The 15,085-nt window shown below is 72.2% G+C and carries 15 protein-coding genes; 9 read left to right on the top strand and 6 right to left on the bottom strand.

Translation table 11 applies throughout. The annotated features are described in order from the left end of the window. The first annotated feature begins 14 nt into the window (after window positions 1-14). Window positions 15-1,427, top strand: a complete 1,413-nt coding sequence (locus AH6_RS11300; RefSeq protein ID WP_067478033.1) for a purine-cytosine permease family protein — start codon at window positions 15-17, stop codon at window positions 1,425-1,427. Continuing rightward, entirely contained in the window at window positions 1,411-2,697 is a 1,287-nt protein-coding gene (codA, locus tag AH6_RS11295) for a cytosine deaminase (protein ID WP_067478031.1), read from the top strand. Before AH6_RS11300 ends, codA begins: the two co-directional genes overlap by 17 nt. Before the next feature lie 15 nt (window positions 2,698-2,712). Here the strand turns inward: codA and AH6_RS11290 are convergent, their stop codons facing one another. Then, the gene (locus AH6_RS11290; protein WP_067478030.1) at window positions 2,713-3,516 is read right to left on the bottom strand and encodes an SAM-dependent methyltransferase; all 804 of its coding nucleotides are present in this window, start codon (window positions 3,514-3,516) and stop codon (window positions 2,713-2,715) included. A gap of 339 nt (window positions 3,517-3,855) precedes the next feature. Between AH6_RS11290 and AH6_RS11285 the strand changes: the two genes are divergently transcribed. Beyond that, window positions 3,856-4,644: an alpha/beta fold hydrolase gene (locus tag AH6_RS11285; RefSeq protein WP_067478026.1), complete on the top strand. Its 789-nt coding sequence runs from the start codon at window positions 3,856-3,858 to the stop codon at window positions 4,642-4,644. Between the two features lie 15 nt (window positions 4,645-4,659). On the opposite strand, the gene AH6_RS11280 is transcribed toward AH6_RS11285, so the two are convergent. Both AH6_RS11280 and AH6_RS11275 read right to left on the bottom strand, forming a co-directional pair. After that, on the bottom strand, window positions 4,660-5,433 hold the full coding sequence (locus AH6_RS11280; RefSeq protein ID WP_067478025.1) for a helix-turn-helix transcriptional regulator: 774 nt from the start codon (window positions 5,431-5,433) through the stop codon (window positions 4,660-4,662). A gap of 70 nt (window positions 5,434-5,503) precedes the next feature. Continuing rightward, window positions 5,504-6,400 (bottom strand): 1,4-dihydroxy-2-naphthoyl-CoA synthase, encoded by an 897-nt coding sequence (locus AH6_RS11275; RefSeq protein ID WP_067478020.1) that lies wholly within the window; start codon window positions 6,398-6,400, stop codon window positions 5,504-5,506. A gap of 384 nt (window positions 6,401-6,784) precedes the next feature. Here AH6_RS11275 and AH6_RS11270 point away from each other — a divergent pair, with 384 nt between their 5' ends. Beyond that, window positions 6,785-8,095 carry an APC family permease gene (locus AH6_RS11270; RefSeq protein WP_067478018.1) on the top strand — a complete coding sequence of 437 codons (1,311 nt, stop codon included), beginning with the start codon at window positions 6,785-6,787 and terminating at the stop codon, window positions 8,093-8,095. On the opposite strand, the gene AH6_RS11265 is transcribed toward AH6_RS11270, so the two are convergent. Then, on the bottom strand, window positions 8,092-8,697 hold the full coding sequence (locus AH6_RS11265) for a TetR/AcrR family transcriptional regulator (protein ID WP_067478015.1): 606 nt from the start codon (window positions 8,695-8,697) through the stop codon (window positions 8,092-8,094). The genes AH6_RS11270 and AH6_RS11265 overlap by 4 nt on opposite strands. 90 nt (window positions 8,698-8,787) lie before the next feature. On the opposite strand from AH6_RS11265, the gene AH6_RS11260 reads away from it, so the two are divergent. After that, window positions 8,788-9,429: an NAD(P)-dependent oxidoreductase gene (locus tag AH6_RS11260; protein WP_067478010.1), complete on the top strand. Its 642-nt coding sequence runs from the start codon at window positions 8,788-8,790 to the stop codon at window positions 9,427-9,429. 34 nt (window positions 9,430-9,463) lie between these two features. Here AH6_RS11260 and AH6_RS11255 read toward each other — a convergent pair whose 3' ends face one another. Both AH6_RS11255 and AH6_RS11250 read right to left on the bottom strand, forming a co-directional pair. Beyond that, window positions 9,464-10,267 (bottom strand): carbon-nitrogen hydrolase family protein, encoded by an 804-nt coding sequence (locus AH6_RS11255; protein WP_067478008.1) that lies wholly within the window; start codon window positions 10,265-10,267, stop codon window positions 9,464-9,466. A 47-nt stretch (window positions 10,268-10,314) separates the two neighbouring features. Continuing rightward, the gene (locus AH6_RS11250) at window positions 10,315-10,524 is read right to left on the bottom strand and encodes a hypothetical protein (RefSeq protein WP_067478006.1); all 210 of its coding nucleotides are present in this window, start codon (window positions 10,522-10,524) and stop codon (window positions 10,315-10,317) included. Between the two features lie 346 nt (window positions 10,525-10,870). Here AH6_RS11250 and AH6_RS11245 point away from each other — a divergent pair, with 346 nt between their 5' ends. The 4 genes from AH6_RS11245 to AH6_RS11230 are packed head-to-tail and all read left to right on the top strand — an operon-like array spanning window position 10,871 to window position 14,629. Next, window positions 10,871-11,800 (top strand): ABC transporter ATP-binding protein, encoded by a 930-nt coding sequence (locus AH6_RS11245; protein ID WP_067478003.1) that lies wholly within the window; start codon window positions 10,871-10,873, stop codon window positions 11,798-11,800. Continuing rightward, complete coding sequence (locus AH6_RS11240) at window positions 11,797-12,651, top strand: ABC transporter permease (RefSeq protein ID WP_067478000.1); 855 nt, start codon at window positions 11,797-11,799, stop codon at window positions 12,649-12,651. The genes AH6_RS11245 and AH6_RS11240 overlap by 4 nt, the downstream gene beginning before the upstream one ends. A 35-nt stretch (window positions 12,652-12,686) precedes the next feature. Continuing rightward, window positions 12,687-14,027 (top strand): sensor histidine kinase, encoded by a 1,341-nt coding sequence (locus tag AH6_RS46575; protein WP_067477997.1) that lies wholly within the window; start codon window positions 12,687-12,689, stop codon window positions 14,025-14,027. Beyond that, on the top strand, window positions 14,024-14,629 hold the full coding sequence (locus AH6_RS11230) for a response regulator transcription factor (RefSeq protein ID WP_067477994.1): 606 nt from the start codon (window positions 14,024-14,026) through the stop codon (window positions 14,627-14,629). The genes AH6_RS46575 and AH6_RS11230 overlap by 4 nt, the downstream gene beginning before the upstream one ends. Window positions 14,630-15,085 lie beyond the last annotated feature (456 nt).

Below are 15,085 nucleotides of genomic sequence, written 5' to 3'. Positions count from 1 at the left end.
TATCGTGATGATCGATGTCAACCTCACCCACGGCCGCGCCCGCCGGCGGCGACGCCGCGCACTCCCTGGAGCCGGTGCCCGACGGCGCCCGCCGCTCCGGCGCCCTCAGCCAGTTCTGGATCTGGTCGGGCGCCAACATCGCCCCCATCAACTGGGTGCTCGGCGCGCTCGGCATCAAGCTCGGGCTGAGCCTGGCCGACACGATCACGGTGCTGGTGCTCGGCAACCTGATCGGCATGTCGGTGTTCGGGCTGTTCGTCCTGATGGGGCAGCGCACCGCCGTCACCCAGATGGTGCTGGCCCGCTCGGCGTTCGGCCGCCGCGGCGCCTACCTCCCGGCCGCCCTCCAGGGGGTCATGTCGGCGGGCTGGTGCGCGGTGAACACCTGGATCGTGCTGGACCTGGTGATGGCGCTGCTGGGCCAGCTCGGCGTCGACGGCGGCACCGGCGTGAAGATCGTCGTGGTGCTGGTGATCATGGGGTTGCAGGTGTGGATCGCCGCCTCCGGCTTCGGCGCGATCGCCGCGTTCGAGAAGTGGACCGTTCCGATCACGCTGGTCGTGCTCGCCGCCATGACCGTCGTCGCCTGGACCAAGACCGGCGTGCGCTGGGACTTCGCGGGCGAGGGGTTGACCGGCTCGAAGCGGCTGTCGGCGATGACGACCGTCATGACCGCGATCGGCGTCGGCTGGGGCATCACCTGGTTCGCCTACGCCTCGGACTACTCGCGGTTCGTGCCGCGCTCGGTGCCGCGCGCCCGGCTCTACGCCGCCAGCGTGCTCGGCCAGTTCCTGCCGGTGGTGTGGCTCGGTGTGCTCGGCGCGTCGCTGGCCACCGTCAGCCGGACCACCGACCCCGGCAAGCTCATCGTGGACTCCTTCGGCGCGCTGGCCATCCCGGTGCTGCTGCTGGTGGTGCACGGCCCGATCGCCACCAACATCCTGAACGTCTACTCCTGCTCGCTCTGCGCCCAGACGCTGGACTGGAAGGTGTCGCGGCGCGCGGTCTCCTACGCCGTCGGCGCGTTCGCCACCGTGTTCACGATCCTGCTGATCTTCCAGGAGGACTTCGCGCACACCCTGGACGCCTGGCTGGCGGGCCTGGTCACCTGGGTGGTGCCGTGGGCGGCGGTGATGGCCGTGCACTTCTACGTCGTCAAGCGGCAGGACGTGGACATCGCCGCGCTCTACGACCCGCCCGGCCGCTCGCGGCTCGGCGACTTCCGCTGGGACGCGCTCGTGTCGTTCCTGCTGGGCGCGTTCGCCACCTGGTGTTTCCAGTACGGCGTGCCCGCCGCCCTCAAGGGCCCCGCCGCCTCCGCCCTCGGCGGCGTCGACCTGTCCTGGCTGGCCGGGTCGGTGGTCGCCGGGGGCCTGTACCTGCTGCTGTCGCGCCGGAAGGGGACCCCTCGTGAAGCTGCTGCGTAACGCCCGCCTGTACGGCCGCGAGGGCGTCCACGACGTCGAGATCGACGGCGCGCGCTTCGGGCGCGTGCTGCCCGCCGGGCAGGGGAAGGGGGAGACCTTCCTCGACGCCGCGGACGCGCTGGTCAGCCCGCCGTTCGTGGAGCCGCACGTCCACCTGGACACCACCCTCACCGCCGGGGAGCCGCGCTGGAACGCCTCCGGCTCGTTGTGGGAGGGCATCGCGGTCTGGAGCGAGCGCAAGGCGACCCTGACCCGCGACGACGTGGTCTCCCGCGCGTCGGAGGTGCTGCGCTGGTACGCCGCCAACGGCGTGCTGCACGTGCGCAGCCACGTGGACGTCACCGACCCCGGGCTGGTCGCGCTGGACGCGATGATCGAGGTCCGCGAGCAGGTCCGCGACGTCATCGACCTCCAGCTCGTCGCCTTCCCGCAGGAAGGGATCGTCTCCTTCGAGAACGGCCCGGAGCTGCTGGAGGAGGCCGCCCGGCGCGGTGTGGACGTCATCGGCGCGATCCCGCACTTCGAGGACACCCGTGAGGACGGCGTGCGCTCGCTGGAGATCGCCTTCGACGTCGCCCAGCGGCACGGCCTGCTGCTGGACACGCACTGCGACGAGATCGACGACGAGCAGTCCCGCTTCGTGGAGGTCCTGGCGACCCTCGCCCGGCGCGGCGGCCTCGGCTCCCGCGCCACCGCCTCCCACACCACCGCGATGGGCTCCTACAACGGCGCCTACTCCTACAAGCTCCAGCGCGTCCTGGCCCGCTCCGGCATCAACCTGGTGTGCAACCCCCTCGCCAACCTGTGCCTCCAGGGCCGCTTCGACGACTACCCCAAGCGGCGCGGCCTCACCCAGGTCAAGGAGATGCTCGGCGCGGGCGTCAACGTGGCGTTCGGCCACGACGATGTCATGGACCCCTGGTTCCCGCTCGGCACCGCCTTCCCCCTCCAGGTCGCGCTGACCGGGATCGCCGCCGCGCAGCTCACCGGGGCCGCCGAGATCGCCGAGGCGTACGCGATGGTGACCGAGCGCGCCGCCCGCGTGTTGTCGCTGGGCGACCGGTACGGGATCGAGCCGGGGCGGCCCGCGTCGTTCGTGGTGCTGCCCGCGTCGTCGCCGTTCGACGCCGTCCGCCGCCAGACCCGGCCCAGCCATGTCGTCGCGCACGGCCGCCTGATCGCCGAGACGCCGCCCGCGCCGACCCGGCTGTCGTGGCCCGGCCGCGCTCCGGAGGACATCGACTTCGTACGGGAACGCGACCGCGCCTAGTTTTCGGCTGGCCGTCTAGCCCGGACGGCGGCCGACACCCGCGAGCAGCCGGAACGACGACCCCGCACCGCCGCCGGACGGCACGGCCCGCCAGTCCAGCACGTCCGCCAGCCCGGGACCGAGCAGGTCGAACCCGGCGAACAGGGCCCGGATCCACGCCGGGTCGCGATCGACGAGCGGCGCCGTCGCCGCGCGCCGGTAGGCGTTGCGGGCCGCCGCGTCGGCGACGGGGTCGGGCCCGCCGCTCCAGTGCGAGATCACCAGGCGGCTGCCGGGGGCCAGATCCCGGGTGAAGGCGGCGACGATCCCGGCGGGGTCGTCCTCGTCGGGCACGAAGTGCAGGCAGGCCGCCAGCAGGACGGCGACCGGGCGGTCGAAGTCGATGCGCCGCGCCAGTTCGGTGTCGGACAGGAGCGCGCCGGGCCGCCGCAGATCCGCCTCGATCACGGTGACGCCCTCGTCGGCCTGTAACAGGGCGCGGGCGTGGCTGACCACCATGGGGTCGTGGTCGACGTAGACCACCGAGGCCGCCGGACGCCGCCGCCGCGCGATCTCGTGCACGTTCTCCTTGACGGGCAGGCCGGCCCCGAGATCGAGGAACTGGGTGACGCCGGCAGCAGCCGCCTCCGCGACGGCGCGGCCCACGAAGGCGCGGTTGGCGCGGGCCGCCCGCCGGACGTCGGGGAGGACGGCGGCGAGCCTGTCGACCAGCGCGCGGTCCGCCTCGAAATTGTCCTTGCCGCCGAGGAGATAGTCATAGACCCGGGCCGGACTGGCTTTCAACGTGTCAATTCCGGACCGGACTCGACCTTCGGCCATCGGCTCACCCCTACCGGACGGCTTGACTGGGAAGACTCGGCGTGTCAGCCGTCCCCGCAAACGGAAGGCCCATTCTGCACTCGCCCGAATGGGGCGACAAGTGCTACTGGCAGGGGTACCCCCAGCAGTAGCACCCGCCGGTAAGCCCTACGGGCAAGGCGTTCCAGGTCAGCGGGGTCGAAGGCAAAGCGGCCGATCGCTGAGTTCAGCATGGCTCCGCCGGAGGCCCCGGCGGCGGCTTCGGCGACCTGACGGAATTGGTCTGAGAATCTCACCCCGCGCTTGAATCGGGCCGAAAAGGTACACCATACTGAGGGCCACCACGACCTGGAGGAAATTTTGGCCATCCTTCGCGCCAACGGCCGCGACCTGTCCTATTCGGACAGCGGCGGCGACGGTCCCGCAATTGTCCTCGCCCACGGTTACTTCCTGGACGGCACCATGTTCCAGGGCCAGGCGGACGGCCTCGCCCCCGGCCACCGGGTGGTCACCTGGGACGCCCGCGGGCACGGCGGCACCCCCGACGACGGCGTCCCGTTCACCTACTGGGACTCCGCCCGGGACCTGCTGGGGCTGATGGACGCGCTGGACATCGCGACCGCGACCGTCGGCGGCGTCTCGCAGGGCGGCTTCATCTCGTTGCGGGCGGCGCTCCTGGCCCCCGAGCGCATCGACCGGCTGGTCCTGTTCGACACCGAGTCGCACCCCTGCGACCCCGGCGACAAGGTCGCCTACCAGGGGCTGTTCGACGCGCTCGCCGCCAACGGCCCGGTCGAGGAGCTCGTCACCGGCCTGGCCGCGCAGCTCATCGGCGACCACCCGGCCGCCGCGGACTGGGTGCGTAAGTGGCAGGCGGCCCCGCACCTGCCCCTCGGCACGCCGGTGGCCTGCCTGCTGGAGCGGGACGACGTCACCGGCCAGTTGGCGGAGATCACCTGCCCCGCGCTCCTGGTGCGGGGCTCGGAGGACCGGTCGATCCCGGCGGAGCGCATGCGGGCGCTGCGCGAGGGACTGCCCGGAGCCACCGACGTCCAGATCGTGGAGGGGGCCGCGCACTCGCCGCCGATCACCCACCCCAAGGAGGTCAACGACCTGCTGGCGCGCTTCCTGGCGGGCGAGCTGACCTGAGGCCGCCGCCTGGGCTCAGGGCCGCCTCTCGGTCCTGATGCCGAGGAACATCTGGACGGCCTGCGTCGGGTCCGGCCACGCGTAGACCTGGGCGAGCAGCCGCACGTCCCGGCCCTGGTCCAGGTCGCGCAGCAACATGTAGGGCGAGTGCCGCCCCATGAAGATGTCGCGGTCCAGCCACATCCGGGTGAACTCGGGATTGCGCGACAGCTCCTCCAGCAGCTCGCCGAACCGCGCGTCACCGGCCCGGCGGACCATCAGGGCCCGGAACCAGGCGACGGTCAGCCGGGCCTCGGAGTCCCACTCGACCATGATCGAGCGGGACTCCGGGACCTCGAAGAACCAGCGCAGGACGTTGCCCGCCTTGGTGATGTGCCGGAACATCCGGGCGTACTCGTCGTTGCAGTACAGGACGTTCCACAGGTCGTCGATGTACCCGCACAACTGCGGCAGGAGGTTGTCGGCGGCCTCCTCCATCACCGGCGTGATGGGCGTGCCCGCCGCGCGGTCGGCGGCGGCCTGCTGCGACGGCCGGTAGAGCGCCAGGTCGTGCAGGTGCCGGCGCTGCACCGCGCTGACGCCCAGCGTCTCGGCGAGCCGCTCCACCGCCTCCGGCGACGGATTCTCCGCCGTGCCCTGTTCGAGCTTGATGACATAACCGACGCTCAGAAACGCGCCCGCGGCCACCTCGGTACGGCTGAGGCGGCCGCCTTTCGCCTCACTCGCGGGGGAGTGCGCGCGCAGATGCCGGAGGTAGTCACCGAACGACGGAACGGGCAGAGCGGCCATGGCCGGAAAGCTTAGGGGAAATGGCCGGAGAGTTCGGCCGTTTCCATTCCTTCGCCCTTTTCCCTTACCGCTAGTACCAGGGGTAGGGCGACCAGTCCGGGTCGCGCTTCTCCAGGAAGGAGTCGCGCCCTTCGGCGGCCTCGTCGGTGCCGTAGGCCAGGCGGGTGGTCTCCCCGGCGAACACCTGCTGGCCGACCAGCCCGTCGTCGATCATGTTGAAGGCGAACTTGAGCATGCGCTGGGCGGTGGGGCTCTTGCCGTTGATCTTGCGGGCCCACTCCAGTGCGGTGGCCTCCAGCTCGGCGTGCGGGACGACGGCGTTGACCATGCCCATGCGGTGGGCGTCGTCGGCGCTGTAGGTGTCGCCGAGGAAGAAGATCTCGCGGGCGAACTTCTGGCCCACCTGGCGGGCCAGGTACGCCGAGCCGAAACCGCCGTCGAAGCTGGCCACGTCGGCGTCGGTCTGCTTGAAGCGGGCGTGCTCGCGGCTGGCGAGCGTGAGGTCGGCGACCACGTGCAGGCTGTGCCCGCCACCGGCGGCCCAGCCGGGCACCACGCAGATGACGACCTTGCCCATGAAGCGGATCAGGCGCTGCACCTCCAGGATGTGCAGGCGTCCGGCGCGGGCGGGGTCGATGGTCTCGGCCGTCTCGCCCTCGGCGTACTTGTAGCCGTCCTTGCCGCGGATGCGCTGGTCGCCGCCGGAGCAGAAGGCCCAGCCGCCGTCGCGGGGGGAGGGGCCGTTGCCGGTGAGGATGACGCAGCCGACGTCGCCGGTGAGGCGGGCGTGGTCGAGGGCGCGGTAGAGCTCGTCCACGGTGTGGGGGCGGAAGGCGTTGCGGACCTCGGGCCGGTTGAAGGCGATGCGCACCGTGCCGTGCTCGATGGCCCGGTGGTAGGTGATGTCGGTGAAGTCGAAGCCCTCGACTTCCTTCCACGCCGCCGCGTCGAACAGCTCAGAAACCATGGTCAACCTTCCGTGAGGGAACCCCGACATTAAAGCGCACGCCCGTCATGGCGCGGGAATCGGCGGGTCCGGAGAATGGACATGTCCACTCCCGGTAAATGACGTCCTTACCACGGCAAACGTCGCTGTTCTGAAACGCGGGCGCGCGGGGGACGGCGTTCACCGGCCCATGATCGGACCCGTGCGGTATCGGTCGCGCCACCGTATGTAACGATCTTATTTGACGCCGCCCGCTCCGCCGCGGGCGGGTCAGGTGCTCGCGGACAGGTCTTGGGGGACGCCATGCGGAGCGGGAACACCGGGCGAGGAGCGGACGGCGGGCCGTCCGGGGGCGGCGGGCGGCCGGGTGCCGGGCCGTCCGGGGGCGACGGACGCACCGGGGAGTTGAGCCGCAGCCTCTCGCTGCGCGACCTCATCGTCTACGGGTTGTTGTTCATCGGGCCGCTGGCCCCGGTCGGCGTGTACGGCGTGCTGGACGCCAAGAGCGTCGGCGCGGTCGCGGCCGTCTACGTCATTGCCACCATCGCGATGGGCTTCACCGCCTACTCCTACGCCGCGATGTCGCGGGAGATCCCGCACGCCGGGTCGGTGTTCGCCTACGCCAGCGCCGGGCTCGGCCGTCCCGCCGGGTTCCTGGCGGGCTGGCTGGCGATGCTGGACTACCTGCTGATCCCGTCGGTGGCCTACCTGTTCTGCGGGATCGCGCTGCACTCGGTGGTGCCGTCGGTCCCGGCGTGGGTGTTCACCGTGGTCGCGTTCGCGATCACCACGGCGGTCAACCTGGCCGGGGTGCGGATCGCCGCGCGCGTCGGCTTCGTGGTGATCGTGGTGGAGGTCGTGCTGCTGGTGGTGTTCGTGGTCGCCTCGCTCGTCGCGCTGGCGGTGGAGGGCCCGGCGCGGCCGTGGGACGCGCCGTTCCTCGGCACGGGCGGCTCCTCGCTCACGCTGGTGATGGGCGCGGTGTCGGTGGCGGTGCTGTCCTACCTGGGCTTCGACGCGATCGCCTCGTTCGCCGAGGAGAACGCGGGCGACTCCCGGCAGGTCGGGCGCGCGATCCTGTTCTGCCTGGTGCTGGCGGGCCTGCTGTTCGTGGTGCAGACCTACCTGGCCGGGCTGCTCATGCCGATGACGCCGCAGGAGCTGGCCGCCCGGCCCGCCAACCAGGGCACCGCGTTCTACACGATGACGGACGCGGCGATCGGGCCGTGGCTCTCCAAGGCGTTCGCGGTCGTCAAGGGGATCGGCCCGGCGTTCTCGGCGATGACGGCCGTGGCCGCCGCCTCCCGCCTGCTGTACGGCATGGCGCGCGACCGGGGCCTGCCCGGCGCGTTGTCGAAGGTGGACGAACGCTCGCGCGTGCCGCGCACCGCGCTGCTCACCACCGCCGCGCTCACCCTGGTGGTGTCGGTGTGGGCGGCGCGCCGCGACGACGGCCTGGACGTGCTGGTGTCGATCGTGGACATCGGCGCGCTGGCGGCCTTCACCATGCTGCACGCCTCGGTGGTCGGCTACTTCGTGCGGCGCAAGGGCAGCCGGGCGTGGTCGCGGCACCTGGCCGTGCCGGTGCTGGGCGCGGCCGTGGCGATCTGGATCATCGTGCTGGCGAGTCCGCTGGCCAAGGTCGTCGGGCTGGTGTGGCTGGTGCTCGGCGTGGTGTTCCTGCTGGTCCAGCGGGTGCGCCGCCCCGCCGTCTAGCCCGTCGACGGCAGGTGCAGCGCGGGCAGCAGCGCGTCCACCAGGTCGGCGGCCACCGACTCGGGCACGTCCGGCCCGTCGGGACCGGCCGTGAAGTAGTGCAGGAAGCCCTGCTGGAAGCAGGCCCCCATCAGCAGCGCCGCCAGCGCCTCCGGATCGGCGGCGGCCCCGATCCGGCCCAGCTCGCGCTCGCCGCTGAGGTAGGCGGCGAGGAAGCGGACCGGGTGCTTCGGCCCGGCGTCGTACCGGCTCATCCGGTCGCGCGCCGCCTCCATCAGGCTGGGCTGCGCGACCATCGACGCCATCATGGGGAACGACCGCTGGTAGAAGCGCAGCGCGCCATGCGCGATCGTGGTCAGGTTGCCCGCCACGGTGCCGGTGCCCGGGGCCATGCCCTCCTCGAAGGAGGGCAGCCGCTCGCGCATGACGTGCTTGAGCAGCTCCTCCTTGTCGCGGAAGTGTTTGTAGAGGAGGGCTTCGGAGCAGCCGGCGGCGCGGGCGATCTCCTTGGTGGTCGCGTGCGCCACGCCCCTGGTGCGCATGGTCTCGGCCGCCGCGTCGAGGATGCGTTCGCGGGCGTTGCCGGTCGTGGGTGCGGTCATCGGTGCGGTCGCCGTCTCCCTTGACAGTGCGGGTGCCTCTCCGCATTCTAGGGGTGAGTGAACATTTACTCACCCCCTCGGGAGGCACTCATGCGACTCACCGTCTTCGGCGCCACGGGCGGCACCGGACTGCACGTCCTGCGGCAGGCGCTCGCGGCCGGGCACACCGTCACCGCCGTGGTGCGCGACCCCGCCCGGCTCCCGGCCGACCTGCGCGGACTGGCCGAGGTGGTCCGGGCCGACGTCATGGACCCCGCCGCGATCGAGCCCGCCGTCAAGGGACGCGACGCCGTCATCACCGCGATGGGCAGCCGCGAGGGCAACCGGCCCACCACCGTCTGCGCCGACAGCGTGCGGTCGATCATGGCGGCGATGGAGGCGGCCGGGACGCGGCGGTTGCTGATGGTCAGCGCCAGCGGCCTCGCCACCGACGCCGGGGACGGCCCGCTCACCCGGTACGTGGTCAAGCCGCTGATCGTGCAGAAGCTGCTGAAGCACGCGTTCGCCGACATGACCGAGGCCGAGCGGCGGGTGCGCGCGGGCGGCCTGGACTGGACGATCGTGCGGCCGCCGCAGCTCATCGACAAGCCCGCCAAGGGGACCTACCGGCGCGCGACCGACCTCAACGTACGCGGCGGCCTCCGCATCACCCGCGCCGACCTGGCCACCGCGCTGCTGGACCTGCTCGCCGAGGACGCCTCGGTCGGGCACGTCGTCTCGGTGGCCGACTGATCGGTGGCCGACTGAGCCCCGTCGGGCCTGGGGATCAGAGCACGTCGCGGCGGCGGTGCTCCAGCGACGGCAGCACCTTGCGCACCCGCGCGGCGGCGTCGGGGTCCAGCTCGACCACCCGGACGCCGGGGAACGGCCCGAGGTCGGCCAGCACCACGCCCATCGGGTCGATGAGCTGGCTGCGGCCGACCCCGCCGGGCAGGCCCTTGGGCGGCGCGGTGCGGTCGGGGGCCTTGTCCACGGCCACCACCCAGGTGGTGTTCTCGATCGCGCGGGCCCGGACCAGGGTCGTCCAGTGCTCCTCCTTGAACACGCCCTGGCCCCAGGCGGCCGGGATCACCAGGACCTGCGCGCCGCCGTCCACCAGCGCCCGCGCCAGCTCCGGGAACCGGACGTCGTAGCAGGTCACGATGCCGATCCGGGTACCGGCCAGGTCGAGCACGACCGGGCGGTCGCCGGGCGCGACCATCGCCGACTCCCGGTCGCCGAACGCGTCGTAGAGGTGCAGCTTGCGGTAGGACCCGGCGAGTTCGCCGTCCGCGCCGACGCCCACGACGGTGTTGAAGACGCGGCCCTCGTCGGCGGGCTCGAACATGCCCGCGACGACGGCGGTGCCGTGCGCGCGGGCGGCGTCGCGCAGCGCGGTGACGAAGGGGCCGTCCAGCGGCTCGGCGACGGCGGCCAGGTCGTTGCCGAACCGGAGCTGCGCGGCCTCGGGGAGCACCGCGAGATCGACGCCGCCGGGCGTCGCGGCGGCCTCGGCGATCGCGTCGGTGATCCGCCGCAGGTTCTCCTTGGGGTCGTCGCCGACCTCGATCTGGCACAGGGCTACGCGCATGGCGCCCAGTCTGCCCGATGCCCCGCGCGGCGACGACCCCGAGACGATCAGCCGCCGCCGGGCGGGTTGGTGGTGTCGGCGGCGACGTAGAAGTCCCAGCCCGCGGCCACGTGGCCCTTGCTGGCGGGGGCGTTCGGCGAGGCGCAGAAGCCCTTGTTGCCGTTGGGCTCGTTGTTCCAGAAGAGGCTGAAGCAGTTCCGGCAGAACCGCCAGTGCTCCTGCCAGGCGTTGACCTTGTTGGGGATCGGTGCGGGCATGTGTGGCCTCCTCGCCCTGTCCTGCGGGAACGGTGGCCCAACGCTAGGCCGCGGGGCGTCGCCGGGCCTCCCGTCGCTGGCGTAGACGGGCCACGCCATGCGCTCTAGGCGGTACTGGGCGTGACCTTGGTGGACGTGCCTGGGGAGGTTCCGGGAGGCGTGGGGGAGAGAAGGGGAGACGCAAGAGGAGACACGGGGAGACGCAAGAGGAGACATGGGGAGGCACAGGGGGAGGCGCGGGGAGGCGCGGCATGACGTCTGTCATGTCGCGGGGCTGACAGGCGTCGCCGGAAGCGGTGACGGCCGCTTCTACCGGCCCGGGGGCGTGCCGGGCGAGGCTGTAGCCATGATCGACGCACCCGATATCCAGGTGACGGACCTGCGCCAGCGCTACGGGGACCACGAGGCGGTCGCCGGGATCTCCTTCGAGGTCCGCGCGGGCGAGCTGTACGCCCTGCTCGGCACCAACGGCGCGGGCAAGACCACCACGCTGGAGACCCTCGAAGGCCACCGCCGCGCCCACTCGGGCACCGTCCGCGTGCTGGGCCACGACCCTTACCAGCAGCGCGCCGCCGTCCGGCCGCGCATGGGGATCATGTTGCAGGAGGGCGGCTTCTTCGGTGACCTCACCGTCGCCGAGACCGTGACGCACTGGCGCGGCTTCACGCCCGCGCCGCGCCCGGCCGCGCAGGTCCTCGACCTGGTCGGGCTGGCCGAGCAGGCGGGGGTGCGCACGCGGCAGCTGTCGGGCGGCCAGAAGCGGCGGCTCGACCTGGCGCTCGCGCTGCTGGGCCGTCCCGCCGTGTTGTTCCTGGACGAGCCCACCACCGGCATGGACCCCGAGGCGCGCCACGCCACCTGGAAGGTGGTGCGCGACCTGGTCGCGGACGGCACCACCGTGCTGCTGACCACGCACTACCTGGAGGAGGCCGAGCACCTCGCGGACCGGCTGGCCATCATGCACCGGGGCCGCATCCAGGTCACGGGGACGGTCGCGGAGGTGCTGGCGGGGCACGGCGACCGGATCAGCTTCCGGGTGCCCGACCGCGTGCCGGTTGCCGAGCTGCCCGCGCTGGCGGGGAACGTCGCCGACATCGCGGTGGAGGGCGGCCGGGCCGTGGCGACCTACACCGTCCCGGACACCGGGCTTCAGGCGGGCTTGTACGCGTTGTTGCGGTGGGCGGACGAGCACGGTTTGGCGCTGGAGGGGTTGCAGGCGCGCAGCGCTTCCCTCGAAGACGTTTTCCTGCGGACTGCTGAAGGAGTTGGCCGATGAGCTTGCGGACTGCCACTGCCCCTGCTGAGACCGCCGAGGTCGCGGGTGCGCCCTCCGCCGTCACGGGGGTGCTGCGCGTCGCCCGTCTCGACCTGACGTTGTTGTGGCGCAACCGGACCGCGCTGTTCACCGTCGCCGGGCTGCCGTTGTTGTTCGTCGGCCTGCTGGTCCCGATGCGGGGCCAGACGATGGACGACGGCGTCAACCTGGCTCTCTACCAGGGCACCGGCCATCTCGGCTTCTTCCTGATCTTCGCGGTGTTCATGAACCTGGTGAACGTGTTCACGGCCCGCCGCGAGGACCTCACCCTCAAGCGGCTGCGCGGCACCGCCCTGTCGGACGCGCAGATCCTGGCGGGCAGCACCGTCACCGCCGCCGGGATGTACCTGGTGCAGGCGGTCGCGCTGCTGGTGGCGCTGGGCGTGGCGTTCGGCGGCCGCTTTCCGGCCGACCCGCTGATGTTGCTGGCCGGGCTGGTGGGCGGCGGCGCGGTGTTCGCGCTGCTGGCGTTCGCGGTCTCGGGCGTCACGCCCAACGCCGACATGGCCCAGCTCACCGTGCTGCCGATCCTGTTCGCGTGCATGGCGGCGGCGGGCGTGATGTTCCCGCTGGAGGCGCTGCCCCCGGCCGTGCAGGAGGCGACGCGCTGGTTGCCGCTCAGCCCCGTCGTGGAGATCACCCGTACGGCGTACTTCGGGCAGGACTACTTCTCGCACGGCGCGCACCCTGGTGTCGGGTTCTTCGAGGGGTGGGGCACGGTCGCCCGCTCGTTCCTGGTGCTGGCGGTGTGGCTCGTGGCCGGCCGCATGCTGGCCAGGCGCTGGTTCCGCTGGGAGCCCCGGCGCGGCTGATCGCTACGCTGACCGGAAGGAGGGACCTGTTGCCCATGGACGTCGCCACCACCGCCGGGCTGGAAGAACTCGACAGCCGACGGCTGGAGAACTACCAGCGGATCACCGATCGTTCCTTCGTGTTCGCGGGGGCTGGGATATTGCTGCCCGCGATGGTCATCACCATCGTGGAGCACTTCGACGGCAAGAACAACGCGGTGTGGACGGTCCCGGCGGCGGTCGGCGCGGCGCTGCTGGCCTTCTGGTTCTACGTGCGGCTGGTACGGGCGGGGCTGGGCGGCGGGGCGTCCCGCCGCGAGCTGGCGCTCGCGGGCGCGGCGACCGTGCCGGCCGCGCTGATGATGTTCGTGCATCCGGTCTGGGCGGCGGTGCCGATCGGGATGGCGTCGGCGGTGGCGCTGTCGCCGATGACGCGGCGCGGGCTGGTGGTGCTGAGCGTGGGCACCGGTGTCGTCACCGGCGTCCTCGCGACCTTGGCCGCGCGGTACCTGTACGACGGGGACAGGCCGTTCCGCTGGTACCTGGGGGTGCTGCTCATCGTCGTGCTGACGGCCGTCGCCGGGGCGGTGGTGTTCGTCAACCGCTACCAGCGGCGGATGTGGGAGCTGCACCAGCAGGCCCACTCGGCGCGCGAGGCGCTGGCACGCGTCGCGGTGACCGAGGAGCGGATGCGGTTCTCGCGGGACCTGCACGACCTGCTGGGGCACAGCCTGTCGCTGATCGCGGTGAAGAGCGAGCTGGCGATCCGGATGGCGGACGCCGACCCGGAGCGGGCGAAGGCGGAGATGGCCGACGTACGGCGCGCGGCCCGCGACTCGCTGCGCGAGGTGCGGGCGGCGGTGCGGGGGTACCGGGCGGTGGAGCTGGACGCGGAGCTGGCGGGGGTGCGGGCGGTGCTGGAGGCGGCGGGGGTGCGCTGCGAGGCGACGGTGCCGCCGGCGGACCTGCCCGCCGACGTGCGGGCGGTGCTGGCGTGGGTGATCCGCGAGGGCGCGACCAACATCATCAAGCACAGCGAGGCCCGGCGCTGCGAGATCACGCTGTCGCTCTACGGTGGGTCCGTGGTGCTGGAGATGAGCAATGACGGGGCGCGGGTGGCGTCGGTGGAGGCGGACGGGTTGGGGCTGGCGGCGTCGGCGGCGGCGGACGGGCCTGGGTCGGGGTTGGCGGGGCTGAGCGAGCGGATCGAGGTGGTGGGGGGCACCTTCGCGGCTGGTCCGCAGGGGCGGGATGGGTTCCTGCTGCGTGCGGTGGTTCCGATGCCGCGTGGTGATGTAGCTGGGGCTGCCGAGGCCGCTGGGACCGCAGGGGCTGCCGAGACCGTCGATCCGGATGGGACGAGCAAGGCGAGCGGGGCGAGTGGGGTCACGACGTGATCCGTATCTTGCTGGCCGATGACGAGCACCTGATCCGTGGCGCGGTGGCGGCGCTGCTTGGCCTGGAGCCGGATCTGGAGGTGGTCGTCGAAGTCGGCCGGGGCGACGAGGTGGCGGCGGCGGTGGCCGAGCATGATCCGGACGTGGCTGTGCTGGATATCGATATGCCGGGCGCTGATGGGCTGACCGTGGCTGAGCGGCTGAACGAGGCGGGGGCGCGCTGCGCGGTGTGCATGCTGACGAGCTTGGGGCGGCCGGGCTATCTGCGTCGTGCGATGGCGGCGGGGGTGCGGGGGTTCATCGCGAAGGACGCGCCGACGGAGGAGCTGGCGGCGGCGATTCGGAAAGTGCACGCGGGCGGTAGGTATTTGGACGCTGAGCTGGCGGCCAGCGCTATGGCGGCAGGGGACAACCCGCTGACTGAGCGGGAACGGGAGATTCTGCGGCTGCTGGGGGCGGGGACGGAGACGGCGCGCATTGCGTCGTTGCTGCATCTGTCGGAGGGCACGGTGCGGAACTACTTGTCGTCGGCGATGGCGAAGCTGGGGGAGTCGAACCGGGTGGCGGTGGTGCGGACGGCGCAGGAGATGGGCTGGATTTAGGGACGACTTGCTGCCTGCTGGTGCTGCCCACTGCCGCCGCCCGCCGCCTATCACTCGCCACCGCCTACCATCTGCCGCCCACCTACCGCCTGCCGGTGTCGCGCCCGGCTCGCGCAGCGAGCCGGGCGCGACACCGGCAGGCGTGGTTCTCACCTCAGGTCGCGCTATGCCGCGCATAACGGGCTGGGCTTGTTGGGCACGTGGAGAAACCCCGTGTGAGCTGGGGTGGTTGGGCCAGTGCACAAACCCGCGCGGGCTGGGGTTATTGGTTGGGTGCGGGGCTCGGGGCTGAGGTGGGTGCTCTGGTGCGGAAAACCCGCACGGGCTGGGGTCGCTGGGTATCTGCACCAACCCCGCGCGGGATAGGGGTTGTTGGTCGGGTGCAGAAACCCGCGCGGGGCCGGGGTCGCTGGTCAGGCGAGGGGCGCGGGGCTGAGCTGGGCGGTCGGCTGTAGA

Source organism: Actinomadura hibisca NBRC 15177, from assembly GCF_001552635.1.
Classification (GTDB): Bacteria; Actinomycetota; Actinomycetes; order Streptosporangiales; family Streptosporangiaceae; genus Spirillospora; species Spirillospora hibisca.
Note: the sequence above shows the minus strand (reverse complement) of the source record. Positions and strands in the feature narration are given on the sequence as shown.